Raw genomic sequence first — 15,638 nt, 5'->3', positions numbered from 1 at the left:
GAGAACGACTTTATGGAGCGGCTAGGACAACTATCGCCCTAGCTCTGAGGAAGGATGTGCAGTGTGTTGGAAACGTCGGCTCGCCTCCTCGAACTCCTGGCACTCCTGCAGACACCCCGTGTGTGGACCGGCGCCGACCTGGCCGAACGCCTCGAGGTCGATGCGCGAACCATCCGCCGCGACATCGACAAGCTGCGGAATCTCGGCTACCCGGTGCACGCGGTCGCCGGAGCGGCCGGATATCGCCTCGGCGCGGGAACCAAGCTGCCCCCGCTGCTCTTGAACGACGATGAGGCGGTCGCCGTCGTCGTCGGGTTGCGCACCGCGGCGGGCGGAACGATCACCGGCATCGAGGAGAGTTCGTTGCGGGCGCTCGCGAAGCTGGAGCAGATCCTCCCGACCCGGTTGCGTCACCGAGTCTCCGCGCTCCAGGCGGCGACCGTCAGCATGCCGGCAGGCACGCCGTCCGTGGACGCGGACGTCCTCACCACGATCGCCGCCGCGATCCGCGACCACGAACAGCTCCGCTTCGACTACCGCACCCACGACGGTTCCGAGATCCAGCGGGCGGCCGAACCGCATCGGCTCGTGCACACCGGGCGGCACTGGTATCTGGTCGGCTGGGACGTCGAGAAGAAGAATTGGCGCCCCTACCGTGTCGACCGCCTCCGCCCGCGCATCCCCAACGGGCCACGATTCACCCCGCGCGAGGCACCCGAGGTCGACCTGACCGGCTGGGTGTCCCGCGGGGTCAGCACCGCCCCTTATCGCTACCAGGTGCGCATCACCCTCGAGGTGTCGGCCGCCGTCGCGGCGGACCGCATCCCGCCGACCGTCGGTGTCATCGAGGCGATCGACGATGGGCACTGCCTGCTGCACACCGGCTCGAACTCACTCGACGAAATAGCCGTCTACACCGGACTTTTCGGCTTCGGATTCCACGTGCATGAACCACCTGAACTCATCGACCACCTACGCGCGCTGGCGCACCGCGTCACCGCGGCCATCACGCCCCGCGACGGCGCACCCGGTTCGGCTGACCGCCCATCATGATCCGCACCCCGACGAAGCGTGGGCCGAAAACGATCTGTGACCCAATTACAAGCCACTCTGGGTGTCATCGCTGTGGCTGGTTCCGGGCGTGCACCGCGCGCCCAGCACCAACTCCCGCCGCTCGGCCTCCGTCACCGTCAGTACGTCCTTCTTCGGCCGACCGGTCTTCGCCACCGACGAATCCTGCAATTGAACAACAAATTTCAGGCATACCCACCAGGGGCCTTGTGGTAGGTGATCGCCGAGCTGGTCCGGCCGGTGCGGTCGTTTCGTCGTACCTAGGTCAACGGAATTTTTCGAGTTGGTATCGGTCAGCCACCGCGCCCGCGCTGGCCGGCCAATCGCAGTACTGGCCGGTCCGGTTCCAATTCAGGCCGCTCGGACACGTGTAAACGGTCGGGATGTTGTTCGAGCACTGAACGTACTTCGTCACGTCCCCGGGGAAGGGGAAGAGGCCGTTGGGCTGGGGACAGCTGAAGGCGGCGATGTCGAGTCCGGTGCCCTCCGCGAGGGCTGAGGATGCGGCGGCGAGCGTGAGGCCGGAACCGAGTAGCAACGCGACGGCGGGCATAGCGAGGATGCGGGCGAGTCGCACGGTCGTCTCCTTCAGGTGAGGCGTCAGGCCGCTCGCATCATGACATGGGCTGGGTGGACGCGCGTGTGGGCGCGCCGATCTCGTCACAACCCCGGCAGGCATCGCCGAAAGCGCGCCGGAACTCGCGACGACTACTGGGCACGAGTAACCCACCATCCCCGCAACCCGCACATAAGGGACTCCATCATCCCGTCAACTCGCCATGTCGAAACGAGAAACGTTGACCACCAACGACTCCGCCGCAACTGGCGAACCCAAGGGCCTCTCGATCGGCAATGTGATCGGCACACTGACCGCAGCGCTGATGAACACCCTGCCGTTGGAGCGAGTGACCGTGCGGGGCGGGTCAGCTGGTGCGGTCGAGTGGGGCGGGCATGAGGAACATCCGCGAAAGGCTTCATTGCGGGCGGCTGCATGTCGCCTGCCTGTTGTCCGCATCCGGGTGCCCGTACGCGGGCAGCATTCATCGCGAATCCGCTTTCTGTATAAGCGAATCCGGCTTCGTGCGGTCGCGTGTATGCCCCGTCACATTCTGCTGAAGTTGTCGGCTGGGTGATGCTAATTTTAAGTGGAGGTTATCACTCCGCTTAATTTTTGGTAGCGGCCTGGTTCAACGGGGAAGGAGGCCGCGCGATGGTCGCAGTGGGTCTGGGCGGCCCTGGCGTCGAACTCGAGTTCACGCCCGGCGGGGTCGTCGAACGGGTGCGGGCGGCCGTGCACGGCCGCGGCGGCGAGGCGATTCGGCAACTCGCCCTGATCACGGTCCTCTACCTCGGCTATCGAGCAGGCCGCATGGTCACCGCCGACGACACGGGGCGCGCCATGGATAACGCGCACGACCTGCTCGGCTTCGAGGACCGACTCGGTCTGCCGGAGGAGACGACGATCCAGGCCATCTTCGTCCACCATGATCTTTTCGCTGTTCCGGCCAACTTCTATTACGCCACAGCCCATTTCACCGCCGCCGTCGGGATCCTGCTGTGGCTGTGGGTATTCCGGCCGGAGCACTACCGCTGGACCAGGAATCTCATGGTGGCTCTCACCGGGGCGGCGCTCGTGGTGCACATGCTGGTCCCGCTCGCGCCGCCGCGGATGCTCCCCGACCAAGGCTTCATCGACCTGGCCGCGATACACGGCCAATCCGTCTACGGTGCAGCCGATTCCGGCGGACTGTCCAATCAGTTCGCCGCCATGCCCTCGCTGCACGTCGGCTGGGCACTGCTGCTCGCCTTCGCGGTGGTCGCCGCGAACCGCACCCGCTGGCGTTGGCTCGCCTTTGCCCACCCCGTCCTGACCACGCTCGTCGTCGTCGGCACGGCCAACCACTACTGGCTCGACATTATTGTCGCCGTGGTGTTGCTGGCCCTGTCCGCCGCGCTGCACCCGCTCGTGGTCCCCGCGTCGTCCACCGCGTGGGGTGTCATGGGCCCTGCTTCGAGGAAGGCCGTCCTGAACAGTCGTCAGTAGTGCGTCCCCGATGCGGCGGTCGGGCACGCGGCGAAGTCCACGCGCATGTTCTCGTTGCGGTCGATCGTGCTGCGCAGCCGAACGAGTCGCCCCCCGGCTCTCGCCTCCTCGTCGGCGGCGGGGGAGCCATCGTCGACGGTAGTGAAATGGTGGCATCGGGCCGGAGCAGAGCCACCATTGGGCTACGTTCGGTGTGCATGGCGATGCGCAGCCGTGCCGGGCAACGAGGGCGGTCGATGCGCATACCGCTGTGTCGGCGGCGGCGTCTGTTGCGTGTGGCGGGGCGGCGATGGGGTCGCCGTCCGTCGGAACCGCCAGCGCCTCAACTGTGGAGCCGTCATCGACGGTAGAAATGGCGGCGTCGCCGCGAGAGCAGAAATTGGCTTCGCTGGGTGTGCGCCCCGCTGTCGGCGGTACCCGTCGGCTGCACTGTCAGCGGTCGTCATACACGCGGCGCGGCGGTCACCCGAAGGGCGTTGTATTCACCAGTACGATCACGGGGCCCATCTTGTTTGCCAGTTCGGACAAGGAGTTGCTGTGGATCCGCTTGCCATCCTGAATACGCTGCTCTCGTTTGCCGTCCAGATCTTGTCCCTGGTCCAGGGGGACAGCGGCTTTTCCGTAGGCGGCTGAGCGAGTCGCCTCGGCGCTGCCCCTGTGGCGCCGAGGCGACTCGGTGCACCGGTCGGAGATAGCCCCGGCCTGGTGGTGCGCTAGCGGTGGGCGGCATCGGTCTCGGCCCAGGATCGGATGTCGCCGCGGTCGAGGGCTACGGCAAGGAGGGTGGGAAACTTGTCGGGGGTGCAGGCGAAGGCAGGAATGTCTAGGGCCGCGAGGGCGGCGGCATTGTCGTGGTCGAAGGCGGGGGCGCCGTCGTCGGAAAGGGCGAGCAGGACGACGATCTGGACGCCGGACTCTTTCATCGCGTTCGCACGGCGGAGCATGTCGTCGCGGATGCCACCCTCGTACAGATCGGAGATGAGGATGAACAGCGTGTCGGCGGGTCGGGTGACGAGGGACTGACAGTAGGCGAGGGCCCGATTGATATCGGTGCCGCCGCCGAGCTGAGTGCCGAACAGCACCTCCACCGGGTCGTCGAGTTTGTCGGTGAGATCGACGATTTCGGTGTCGAAGACCACCAGCGAGGTCCGCAGCGACCGCATGGACGCGAGCACCGCGCCGAACACCGACGCGTACACGACGCTGGTGGCCATCGACCCGGATTGATCGATGGCGAGCACCACGTCGCGACGTACCGCCTGCGCCTTGCGGCCATAGCCGACCAGGCGTTCCGGCACCACGGTGCGGTGCTCGGGCAGGTACGTCGCGAGGTTCTTGCGAATGGTGCGGTCCCAGTCGATATCCCGCAGGCGTGGGCGCGTGACACGGGCCGCGCGGTTCAGCGCACCGTTCACCGCGGCGACGGTTTGCGCCGCGATGCGCTGCTCGATCTCGCGGACCACTTTCTCCACCACCATGCGCGCGGTCTCCTTGGTGGTCTCGGGCATCACCCGATTGAGGCTCAGCAACGTGCCGACCAGGTGCACGTCAGGTTCCACCGCCTCGAGCAACTCCGGCTCCAACAGCAGCTGGGTGAGGTTCAGCCGCTGCACGGCGTCGCGCTGCATCACCTCGACGACAGCGCCAGGGAAGTAGCCGCGAATGTCGCCCAGCCAGCGGGCGACGCGCGGCGCCGAGCCCTGCAGGCCGCCGGTGCGCTTGCCCGGCGACTCGTCGTCGTCGGTGTTGTACAGCGCCGACAACGCCCGGTCCATGGCCGCGTCGTCGGCGGAGCCGAGGCCGCCGAGACCCTCCTCGGCCGCCGCGCCGAGCACCAAACGCCAACGCCGCGCCTGTGTTTCGTCGGCAGTCATACCGTCACCCCCAGGATCTCCGCGGCGGTGCGTACCGCGATCGTTCCGCGCTCCACGTCGAATCCCGCCGTCGTGCCCGCTGCTGCGACGGATCCGCCGTCGCGCACCGCCTGCCCGATCGCGCGGCGCTCGCCGGATTCGAATGCGCCGAAGGTCCGGCGCAGCAGCGGCAGCGTTTCGACGAACGCGTCGTCGCCGAGTTTGCGCAGCCAGTCGTCGATGAGCCGCAACAACTCTCGATCGTGCACGAGCAGCAGGCCGCGGCCGCCGAGAAACCCATCGATCCACGCCGCCTTGGCCGCGGCCGTGTTACCGACCGAAAGAGCCGCAGCGAGCCGGCGCGCGGACTCGGCGTCGCCGACGCGGCCGGCGTCGGCGAGTAGCCGGACGGTCCGCCCGACCAAGGCGCCGTGCACGTCGTCGCGGTCCGTGAGACGGCCGAGTACGGCCAGCCACTCGCCGGTCGCCCAGCTGTCGTCCCTGGTGTGGATGGCGGTGTGTGCCGCGTCGAGCAGGGTGCGCAGTTCGGTGGCGGCGTCGGTGTCCAGTCCTGTCACCGCCGCGGGCAGGCCCGCGCAGATGCGCACGAGCAGTCCGTCGGCGACGTGCCCGAGTGCCTTGGTGTCGGTACCGCGCACGTCGCCGTAGCGCAGCGTTCTGATCAGGCCGGGCAGGGCAGCGAGCAGGTGGGTGACGTCGTGGTCGAGCGCGGCGGCGGATTCCAGCCGGGCGATCAGTCCGTCGGTGGCGTCGCCGAGATCGGCGAGCAGGGCCACCTCCAGCGCGGCGGTCAACTGGCCGACGGTGCTCTCCGTCCGGCTCGCGGTGTCGAGGATCTTCGCCTCGGCGGCGGTGCGGATGGTGGTGCCCCAGCGGGAGGCCTCGATGATCGAGACCGCGTACTCGGGCCGCCATTCCAGCGTCCAGGTCTCCCGGAAGGTGCCGGTGGCGCGTACCTCGCTCGTGGTGAGCGTGCCCCAATCGATGTCGAGCACGCGCAGCTGGTGCAGCAGTCGCGACCGCTCGACCTCGCGCTGCTTGCGCAGGTCCAAGTCTATGGTACGAGCGTACGGTTCCTGCTTCATGCGCAGTGACCGGATCTTGGCGCGTAGGTCCGCGTCCAGCGGCACGGTCGGTGTCCCCTCCGGAACGCTGCCGAGCGCCTCGCCGACGATGAGCTCGCCGACCACCAGACGCAGCATCGTCTCGTCGCCGGCGCACATCACCGACCTGGTCGCCTCGGTGACCTCCGACAGCCCCGCGAGCGGGCGGCCGCGCAGCGCGGCGAGAGTGTCGGCGAGCCGGACGGATTCGATGATGTGCGCACTGGAGACGGGCAGATCGTGGGCGCGCAGCACGCCGGCGACCTTGGTCAGCCACCGGACGATCGGCCGCTCGGTCTCGGTGAACAGGTGGTGGTACCAGCCCGGCGAGGTGACGCCCGCACCATATCCGGAGGTCGTGGACAGCCGTGAATGCGTCCACGGCACCCAGGTGAGCCGGGCTTTGGTCTTCGGAAGCCCTTTCAGCAGACGGGTATCAGTGGCGGCGGGGCCGAGCTTGCCCGTGAGTGCGGGCGCGTGCCATGCGCCGCACACGACGGCCAGCCGGACAGCCCCGTCCTTCAGCGCCTTGCGCATGGTCTGCCGCATGTAGGCCTCACGTCGCAAGGTGTGCGCGTCAATGGTGATCGGATCGGGCGGAACCGGTCGGCCGGCGTCGGCGAGCGCTTCGGCAACCGAATTCACCTCCGGTGCTTCGGCATCCGTGTATTCGCCGTGTGGTGGTTCGCCGCGCACCGTTCGGCTGTGGGCCGGTGCGCCCCGTGGTGGTTTGTGGTGCGCCGGCTCGTCGTGCGTCTCGGTATCTGCCGCATCGGTGTTTGCCGGTGCGTGCTCGACGGTGTACGGCGCAGGTCGCTGTTCGCGCGCGGTGTGCTCGGCGGATTCCCGTAGCGCGCCCATCGCCTCGGTGATGGGGTCGAACGCGTCGGCGTCGGGGGCGGATTCGACGGCCGCGTCCCACCAGCGCTCGGCGTCGTCGTAGCCGCCCGCCTCGGCCAAGGCGGTCAGTGGATCGAATCGGTCGCCGGGCTCATCCTCCGCCGCGAGGACGACCGTCGCGGGCAGATCGCAGAACCGGACGGGCACGGAGTTCCGCACGGCGTACCGCAGCGCCTGCCACTCGGGGGAGAACACCGCGTACGGCCAGAACGCGGCCTTGGCCGGTGCGTTCGGGACATAGGCCAGCAGCGCGACCGGCGGCGACATCCCTTCGGCCGCGACGTAGCCCACCAGCGGATCGGCGTCGGCGGGACCTTCGATGAGGATCATGTCGGGGCGAAATGCCTCCAGTGCCAGCCGCAATGAGCGCGCCGAGCCGGGACCATGGTGGCGAATGCCGAACACCCTGGTCAGCGGCGTGGCTGCGGTATTGGAGTTCAACCGGTGACCTCACGGCAGGCGCGGTAGAAGTCCGACCAATCCGGCCGCTCGCGGACCACAGCTTCCAGGTACTCGGTCCAGACCACCGCATCCGCCACCGGGTCCTTGATCACCGAGCCGAGCACAGCGCCGGCGATGTCGGAGGCGCGCAGCACCCCGTCGCCGAAGTGGGCCGACAGCGCGATCCCGTTGGTGATCACCGAGATCGCCTCGGCGGTGGACAGCGTTCCCGACGGTGACTTGAGCTTGGTTCGCCCGTCGGTGGTGCTGCCGGAGCGCAGCTCACGGAAGACCCGCACCACCCGCCGCACCTCCTCGGCCGCGGCGGGCACCGTGGGCAGTTCCAGGGCCGACCCGAGCTGCTCGACCCGCCTGCTGACGATGGCCACCTCTTCGTCCTCGCTGGCGGGGAGCGGAAGCACCACCGTGTTGAACCGGCGGCGCAGCGCGGAGGACAGATCGTTGACGCCCCGGTCGCGGTTGTTCGCGGTGGCGATCACGTTGAACCCCTTGCTCGCCTGCACCTCCATGCCGAGTTCCGGTATCGGGAGCGTTTTCTCCGACAGTACGGTGATCAGCGCGTCCTGCACGTCCGAAGGGATGCGGGTGAGCTCCTCGATCCTGGCGATCGCACCGGTGCGCATCGCGGTCAACACCGGCGAGGGCACCAGCGCGCCTTCGCTCGGCCCTTCGGCGAGCAGTCGCGCGTAGTTCCAGCCGTACCGGATCGCTTCCTCGGCCGTGCCCGACGTCCCCTGGACGAGCAGCGTCGACGCACCGCTGATGGCCGCCGAAAGATGTTCCGACACCCAGGTTTTGGCAGTCCCCGGTACGCCGAGCAGGAGCAGCGCCCGATCGGTTGCCAGCGTCGACACCGCCACCTCCATCAGCCTGCGCGGCCCGACGTACTTCGGGGTGATCACGGTGCCGTCGTCGAGAGTTCCGCCGAGCAGGTAGGTGACCACCGCCCACGGCGACAGCCGCCAGGACGGCGGCCGGGGCCGTTCGTCGGCGTCGGCGAGGGCGCGCAGCTCGTCGGCGTACGCCTGTTCCGCATGCGGGCGCAGGAGGTTCGGCTTCGGGTCGATTGTGGTCAATGCAACTCCTCGAGCATCATCGAGCGGTGGTTGAGGTCGTGGACGAGCTGGTCGAAGGCGCGCTCCCAAGCGGGATCGTCGCACCGGCCGGCCACCGCGGCGACGGCGTCTGCGGCGGCGACGGGGAGATGGACAGCGGCGGTGGCCAGCAGCGACCGATGCGCGTTCGGGGAGGCGCCGTGCGCGTCCGGGCGGCGGGCCGCTGCTCGTGCCCGCCCGAACAGCAGCAGGATCAGGTGCTGCGCCAGCGCTTCCGGCCATGGGTGGCCCATCGCGGGCAGCAGTGCCTCGATCTCGGAGAGCCAGGAGCCGTCCAGCCGCAACAGATGCGCGGTCCGGTCGGACGGCGGGAGCAGCGCGAACAGCTCACGCCGGCGCAGCATAGCCAGATCGGTCGGTACGCCCGCCTCGAACAACGCGCGTGCCCAGGCCGAATCATGTTGTGCGAGTGCGGCATCCACCCATCCGTCGAAGATCGGCTGTCGGAACCGGTCGTCGATCGTGGTGCGCACCGCCTGCTCCGGCGTGTCCAGCAGGCTCGACCAGTGCGCCAGCGGTGTCGCAGCGACCACCTGCCGCAAACGGGCGGCCTGCCCGTCGGGCGCGCCGTTCCAGCGGTAGACGATTTCGACCGTGCGGTCGGTAATTCCGTCGCGCTGGGTGGCGGCGTCGAGCGTATCGGGCAGAGCGGGCACCAGATTCGTGTGCCGCATCCGGTGCTCGGCGCGGATCCACGCGCTCGCCCGGTTTCGCATGCGCTGCGCGAACGCCGAATCCGGCAGCAGCGCGAGCAGTCCCGCCGCGGTGCGCCGCACATCGGCGCGCCGATCGTCCAGCGCCGTCTCCAACAGCGGTTCGTCATCCGGCCCGATGCCCTCGGCGAGCACGGCCAGCAGCTCCGCCTTCAACGGACCGGATTCCTTCGGCCATGCCGCGACGAGCCGCCTTCCGGCCGCGGCGGCGTCACGACGACGGAGCGCGGCAAGCCAGTCGCGCCGCTCGGGTGGCTGCCCGAACTGCCAGGTCTCCGCGGAGCGCTCGGACGCGATGGGCTGCTGTCGCACCAGGTTTCGCCACTCCGGGTGTTGTGCGGCAAGCCAGCTGCCGCGGGCGCCGGCCAGGCGCAGCAGCGGCTCGCGCAGCGCGGCGTTGATCTTCGCGTGCTCCAGCAATTGCACACTCAGCGCGTCCGGCGCCCGATAATCGTGCGGCTCCGCCGCGTCGAACCATTCCGGGAGGAAGGGCGAGCGCTCCTGCACCATGCGCGCCAGTCGTGCCGCGGCCAGGCGCGGCAGCGAGCGGCGGCCGTCGTCCGCCGCGGGTTCCGGTGCGGTCGCGGTGGCGGGCATGACCGCGCCGCGCGTGAAAATGTCCTGTAGCGCGGTGGACTCGAGCAGCCGCAGCGCAGGGTCGGTCGGCAAGTGGACCGCGGCGCGCGCAACCTGAGGCGCCAGCCGGTCGAGATCCGGTGTCCGGCGTGCGGTGCCCAGCAGTGCGACGGAAGTCAAATCCGCGCTCGACGCGTGCGTGGCAGGCGAATTCGACGGGCGGCCGACGGGATCCGTCGGCGTCAGGTCGACGACCTCGCCCGCGGTGAACACCGAGATCGGAACCAGCCCGCCGGCGCTCCATTCGGCGGCCACCGTCACCGGGTGGCCGCCGGAGACGGCCAACAGTCGCCACGGTTGCTCGGCCGAAGCGATCGGCAGCGCCGTACCGTCGGATTCGGTGAGGTACCAACCCTGTTCGGTCAACGCGGGAATCACATCGACGAGCAGCATCGGCCATGAACGCAGCCACGGATCGGCGCCGAGCGCAGCGGCATGGTCGGCCAGCGCGGCCGCGATGGTGTTCGGCCGGTCCGCGTCGGCGGGCAGCGTGGTGAAGGGTTCGGCGGCGCCGTGCCGTTCGCCCCAGAGCGCACGCAGCGGCGCGGCGCCCGGATAGTAGTGCAGTTCGACGTCGGCGAGCTGACCGAGCGCGGGAACGTCGGCGGGGAAGTTCGGGGAGCCGAAGAAGTGGTCGACGATCAGCGCCCACCGCTTGCTCGCCCGACCGTACAGCCAGGTGCGCCTGGTGTGCAGCCGTTCCTCCTCGGAGACCCGCACACCGAACACCATCCATCGGTCCCGCACCGCGGGTTCGCCACGCACCGCCTCGGCCGGATTCGGGTAGCCGATGTGCATGCGGATACTGGCGCGCAGCGCGGGCGCCACATCATCGAGTTGCCGGTGCGCGGCGACCAGGAGGTGCATCCGCGCATATTCGCCCAGCACGAGATCCGGCCAGTCGGTCCTGGTGGCCACCGTGGTCGGCAGTCGGCGCAAGGCCGAAGCGAGGCCAGGTGCCTGCGCGTCGACCATTCTGGCGGCGATGGCCTCGAAGGTGCGGAACGAGCGGTCCGTCTGCGCAAGTCCGGTGCGCACCTGGTCACCGAGCCAGATGTCGAGTTCTTCCAGTCCCGCGGTCACCCGCACTCTGCGCTGCTCGGCGGTGGCGGGGTTCGGTGTGCGGACGCTGCGCCCCGTGGTGGACGCCGACCGCGCCGCGCGGCCGCCGATCCAGGCCGCCGCATAGTCCGCGGTTTCCGGGACCGCGGGAACCTCACCCGCGGTCCAGGCCAGCAACAGCGACAGCGCGTGCTTGCAGGGGAACTTGCGGCTCGGACAGGAGCAGCTGTACGCGGGGCCGGACAGATCGACCACCGTCTGGTACAGCATCGCGCTGCTGCCCTGGCACCGCCCCCACAGCGCGACGCCGTGCTGCCCGGCGCCACGCCAACGGTCCGTGAGCTTTCGCGCCGCGAACAGCGAACTCGCGTCCGGTGCGAGCGCCCTGACCTGGTCTTCGGTCCAGGGTGTCGTCATCGGACGGTTCCAGCTCGGTGGTGCCTCATCGCCTTCCCCATTCCTCGGTTGACCGGATTTCTACCGCAGCGCACCGACAAATGCCGACGCCGCCGGTGCCTTTCGCACGGAAATTCTTGTCGCCGTGCCACATTCGTCAGCCGCGCTTATGTTGCGCCGATCGAGGTGCTCTGGCATCCTGTCCTGTTCGGCTCGACCGAGCCACCCGGAAACGGGTGTTGACACCATCGAGCTGCCCGCCGGGGTTGGCGAGGGGTGGACATCGAGACGCGGCCGAGCCGTTTCGATGACCATATCCATCCCCGCGGGCAGATTCGCACGGGGCACGGTGGGTGTCTGCCGAGGCTTCGCTCGGCCGAGCACTTCTGGTGTCTGCCGAGGCTTCGCTCGGCCGAGCACTTCTGGTGTCTGTCGAGGGTTCGCTCGGCTGAGCACTCCTTGCGAATGCGGCGCGATCGGGTACCGTTTCGCACAGCTTCGACAAAGGCGCCGCGCACGGGGTCGGAGGACGTGTGGTGGCTCGGTGGTGGAGGGGGTTATCGAATGCGCCTGGATCCCGACGCCGTCCAGGTCAACAGCCCAGCGGACGCGGCGCCCCGGCTGTCCGCGGTGGTGACCAGGCGCCTTGCCGAGGATCCCGCGGTGCCGCCGTCGGTGATGCGGACCGTGCTGCGTGCGCTCGGCGGCGCCGAGTCCGGTGATCCGGCAACGGCATTCAACCACTCCGACATCTTCTTGCGCTCCATCCGGGTGCGCGGCTTCCGCGGCATCGGGCCGGAGACGACGCTGCACCTGCCGCCCGGGCCTGGCCTCACCCTGGTGGTCGGCCGCAACGGCAGCGGAAAATCCAGTTTCGCCGAAGCCGCCGAACTGGCCCTGACCGGCGGAAATCGCCGGTGGGACGGCCGGTCGGCCGCTTGGCGCGAGGGCTGGCGCAATCTGCACGACGGCGACGCGGCGCGCATCGAGCTGGCGTTGCTCACCGCGGGTGGTACGCCAAGGAGTGCTCGGCCGAGCGAAGCCTCGGCAGACACCGGAAGTGCTCGGCCGAGCGAAGCCTCGGCAGACACACAGTTGACCATCGCCAAGGAGTGGACTTCCGCCGCGGATCTGGCCGAGGCGCACTGGACCCAGCAGTATCCGCCCGCCCCGCCAACGGAATTCGACGTGGACAGATGGGCGGCCCAGCTGGAGCTCTACCGCCCCTTCCTGTCCTACAGCGAGCTCGGTGCCCTGGTCGACGGCAAGCCGAGCGATCTGTTCGACGCTCTACACCAGCTGCTCGGTCTCGACGAACTCACCACGGCGCAGGAACGAATCCGAATGCGTCGGCTGGAACTGGAACGCGCCGTGCGTGATTCGCGCCAGGAACGACTGGAGCTGCTCGAGCTCCTCGCATCGGTGGCAGACGACCGGGCGATCCGGGTGGCGGGTCTGCTGCGCCCTGCTCAGCCGGATCTCGCCGCGATCGGGCGCGAGGTGCTCGGCGCCGTCGACGACCCGGCCGGGCCGGATGGGCTGCGGGCGATCGTGCGGCTGGTGCTGCCGACCGATACCGAAGTGGAGGAGGTGGCCGCTCGCCTGGAGTGCTGCGGCGAGGCGCTGGCCAAGGGCGCCACCGCCGACGCCGAAGCCGATCTGCGGGTGCTCGAGCTGTTGCGCAAGGCGCGCGATCACCGTGCGGCGGTCGGAACGTGTCCGTGCCCGGTCTGTGGAAGCGGCGCACTCGACGATGCCTGGGCCCACGCCGCCGAGGCCGCCATAGACCGGCTCGCCGCCCGTGTCGACGCGCTCACCATCGCGCGCGTCGAATTGGGCAATGCCGTACGGGCGGCGCGGGCGCTGCCGGATCTCGTTCCGGCGGAATTGGAATTCGATCCGCGCAACCCGCCGTCGGTGGACACCTCTGCGGTACGCGGCGCCTGGTCCGACTGGGCCGCACTGACGACCGCCGAATACACCCCCGACCTTGCGGACCGGCTGCGCGGCGCGCACGCGCGGTTGGTCGACGAACTGGACCTGCTGCAGCAGGGCACCCGCAAGGAACTCGACCGCCTCGACGAGGTGTGGACGCCGCTGGTCCCGCGGATCGCGACTTGGCTGACGGGGGCGCGCGAGGTCGCCGCGCGTGCCGCCGAACTGCGCACGGTGAAGAAGGCTGAGGACTGGTTGAAGTCGGCGACCGCGGGCCTGCGCGGCGAGCGCATGACGCCGCTGGAGACGACGGCGCGCTGGGTGTGGCAGACACTGCGCCAGCAGAGCAGTGTCGAACTGGGTGCGATCCGCCTGCAGGGCAACGCGGGAACCGCGCGCCGGGTGCTGCTCGACGTCACGGTGGACGAGGTGGACGGCGCCGCACTCGGCGTGATGAGCCAGGGGGAGCTGCACGCGCTGGGGCTCTCGCTGTTCCTGCCGAGGGCCACGGTCGAGGAGAGCCCGTTCCGCTTCGTCATGATCGACGACCCGGTGCAGGCAATGGACCCCGCGAAGGTGGACGGCCTGGCCCAGGTACTCGCCATGGTGGCGTGGACCCGTCAGGTGGTGGTCTTCACCCACGACGAGCGCCTCGCCGAGGCGGTGCGGCGGATGGAGCTCGACGCGACCGTGCTCGAAGTGCAGCGCCGCGACCGCTCGGTGGTCGAGGTGCGGGTGTCGAGTGATCCGATCCGTCGCTATCTCGACGACGCCCGCGCGCTGGTGCGCACTCCGCAGTTGCCTGCCGCGATCGCCGACGAACTCGTGGCCACCTGCTGCCGTTCCGCGGTCGAGGCGGCCAGCCTGGCGAGGGCCCGGCGCACCCTGCTCGCCGCGGGCATGAACCACCACGAGGTCGAACGCCACATCGACGCCGCGCAGTCGACCAGGGCCAAGGTTGCGCTCGCGGTGTTCGGTGTGGGCAGCAAGGTCGACGACTTGAACAAGAACCTGGTCGCGCGCGAAGGACAGTGGGTGGTGGACGCGCTGCGCGACGCCACGGCGGGCGCGCACGTGCCGATCGGGCGAACGATGCGCGAGTTGATCGGCGAGACCGAGAAATTCGTCGCGTGGCTGGCCCGGTGAGGCGCCGGTGAGCGGGCGGCGTCCGCCCGCCGGCGCACGCCGCGGACCTGGGCGCGGGCCGAAGAACGGCTCCCGGCGGCCGCGCGCGAATCGTCCGTCGGTGGCCGAGCGGCTGGACACCGTGGACCGGCTGCTCGCCGGTTCGGTGACCGACGCGGGCGGGCTGTGGTCCCGGGCGACCGCGTGGATTCTGCGGATCGCTCTGGAGCAGTCCGTCGACGAACTGTGGATGCGGCTTGCGCCCGCGCTGATCCGCTGTCCGATGCGGGCGCAGCTGATCGCGTTGCGCGCCTTCGCGGGACCGGAGGTGGCGGCGCGGGTCGCGGCGCTGTGGGCGGCGCTGTCCCGGGCCGCGCACCACCACGACTACGAACTCGCGCCGAGCGTCACCGATCTACGGCGCTGGCGGGAACAGACTGTCGCCCTCGCCGCGGCGCTGGCGGCCGTCGACGCGCGTCGGAGGTAGCCGCGTCACTGGGGTTCGGTTCAGGGGTTCGATGCTGAGCACCGTGATCTGCGTCGGTTCGGCGGCTCGTCGGATTTCGGGACGCAGCGTGTCGGGGTACGAAATCGGCAGCCTCGGCCCGTTGTTCGTAGCAGCGTGGCGGCGCAGACCCCCATATTTTTCTGTGGGTAAGCGCGTCGATTCCGAGGTTGTCGTCACCGGTTTTGAAGGTTTCCGGGGCATAGGCGACGCCCGGAGGAGGTGCGTCGTTCGCCTGGCGGCAAGATCGGTGGCATGAGCGAGTGCAGCGAGCGAATCATCAGCACAGCGAGCGTCGCGCAGTCATGAGCGGATCGCGCAGGTGCCCGTGCGGGCAGGGCGACGCATTCGACGACTGCTGTGGTCCGGTGCTGTGCGGCGAACGGAGCGCCGCGACGGCGGAGGCGCTGATGCGGTCGCGCTACACCGCGTTCGCGGTGGGGGACGTGGATTACCTGCTGCGGTCCTGGCATCCGCGCACCTGCCCGCCGGAGGTGATGCTCGATCCGGCGCAGCGCTGGCTGTTTCTGGAGATTCGCGCGACCGAACGCGGTGGCCTGTTCGATGACACCGGCACCGTGGAGTTCGTCGCACACTACCGGGATGCGGATGGTCGCGGCGCGTTGCACGAGGTGAGCAGATTCGCCCGGTCCGACGGCGCGTGGGTCTACCTGGACGGCACGCACAAGGCCTGACC

At 69.4% G+C, this 15,638-nt stretch carries 11 protein-coding genes; 5 read left to right on the top strand and 6 right to left on the bottom strand.

Annotated elements, in window-relative coordinates:
• Positions 1–63 precede the first annotated feature (63 nt).
• Complete coding sequence (locus tag AB4Z47_RS12595; RefSeq protein WP_441950480.1) at positions 64–1,053, top strand: helix-turn-helix transcriptional regulator; 990 nt, start codon at positions 64–66, stop codon at positions 1,051–1,053.
• Positions 1,054–1,098: 45 nt separating this feature from the next.
• Here the strand turns inward: AB4Z47_RS12595 and AB4Z47_RS12590 are convergent, their stop codons facing one another.
• Both AB4Z47_RS12590 and AB4Z47_RS12585 read right to left on the bottom strand, forming a co-directional pair.
• On the bottom strand, positions 1,099–1,227 hold the full coding sequence (locus tag AB4Z47_RS12590; protein ID WP_441950479.1) for a hypothetical protein: 129 nt from the start codon (positions 1,225–1,227) through the stop codon (positions 1,099–1,101).
• Between the two features lie 109 nt (positions 1,228–1,336).
• On the bottom strand, positions 1,337–1,648 hold the full coding sequence (locus AB4Z47_RS12585) for a carbohydrate-binding module family 14 protein (RefSeq protein WP_441950477.1): 312 nt from the start codon (positions 1,646–1,648) through the stop codon (positions 1,337–1,339).
• A 633-nt stretch (positions 1,649–2,281) separates the two neighbouring features.
• On the opposite strand from AB4Z47_RS12585, the gene AB4Z47_RS12580 reads away from it, so the two are divergent.
• Complete coding sequence (locus AB4Z47_RS12580; RefSeq protein ID WP_441950476.1) at positions 2,282–3,115, top strand: phosphatase PAP2 family protein; 834 nt, start codon at positions 2,282–2,284, stop codon at positions 3,113–3,115.
• 713 nt (positions 3,116–3,828) lie between these two features.
• Here AB4Z47_RS12580 and AB4Z47_RS12575 read toward each other — a convergent pair.
• From AB4Z47_RS12575 to AB4Z47_RS12560, 4 genes are read right to left on the bottom strand one after another with little or no spacing between them, the layout of a single operon-like run.
• The gene (locus AB4Z47_RS12575) at positions 3,829–4,989 is read right to left on the bottom strand and encodes a vWA domain-containing protein (RefSeq protein ID WP_441950474.1); all 1,161 of its coding nucleotides are present in this window, start codon (positions 4,987–4,989) and stop codon (positions 3,829–3,831) included.
• A complete protein-coding gene (locus tag AB4Z47_RS12570) occupies positions 4,986–7,433 on the bottom strand; it encodes a DUF5682 family protein (protein ID WP_441950472.1) in 2,448 nt (815 codons plus the stop codon). Before AB4Z47_RS12570 ends, AB4Z47_RS12575 begins: the two co-directional genes overlap by 4 nt.
• Positions 7,430–8,530, bottom strand: coding sequence for an ATP-binding protein (locus tag AB4Z47_RS12565; RefSeq protein ID WP_441950470.1), 1,101 nt, complete (start codon positions 8,528–8,530; stop codon positions 7,430–7,432). Before AB4Z47_RS12565 ends, AB4Z47_RS12570 begins: the two co-directional genes overlap by 4 nt.
• On the bottom strand, positions 8,527–11,397 hold the full coding sequence (locus AB4Z47_RS12560; RefSeq protein WP_441950469.1) for a DUF5691 domain-containing protein: 2,871 nt from the start codon (positions 11,395–11,397) through the stop codon (positions 8,527–8,529). Before AB4Z47_RS12560 ends, AB4Z47_RS12565 begins: the two co-directional genes overlap by 4 nt.
• Before the next feature lie 543 nt (positions 11,398–11,940).
• Between AB4Z47_RS12560 and AB4Z47_RS12555 the strand changes: the two genes are divergently transcribed.
• From AB4Z47_RS12555 to AB4Z47_RS12545, 3 genes are all read left to right on the top strand, one after another.
• The gene (locus AB4Z47_RS12555) at positions 11,941–14,457 is read left to right on the top strand and encodes an AAA family ATPase (RefSeq protein WP_441950468.1); all 2,517 of its coding nucleotides are present in this window, start codon (positions 11,941–11,943) and stop codon (positions 14,455–14,457) included.
• Between the two features lie 100 nt (positions 14,458–14,557).
• Positions 14,558–14,923 (top strand): hypothetical protein, encoded by a 366-nt coding sequence (locus tag AB4Z47_RS12550; protein ID WP_441950467.1) that lies wholly within the window; start codon positions 14,558–14,560, stop codon positions 14,921–14,923.
• Positions 14,924–15,246: 323 nt separating this feature from the next.
• Positions 15,247–15,636, top strand: a complete 390-nt coding sequence (locus tag AB4Z47_RS12545; RefSeq protein ID WP_441950465.1) for a YchJ family protein — start codon at positions 15,247–15,249, stop codon at positions 15,634–15,636.
• Positions 15,637–15,638: the final 2 nt, after the last annotated feature.

The sequence above is a fragment of the Nocardia sp. 2TAF39 genome (assembly GCF_052114905.1).
Lineage (GTDB): Bacteria > Actinomycetota > Actinomycetes > Mycobacteriales > Mycobacteriaceae > Nocardia.
This window is presented reverse-complemented; position numbering and strand designations above follow the sequence as displayed.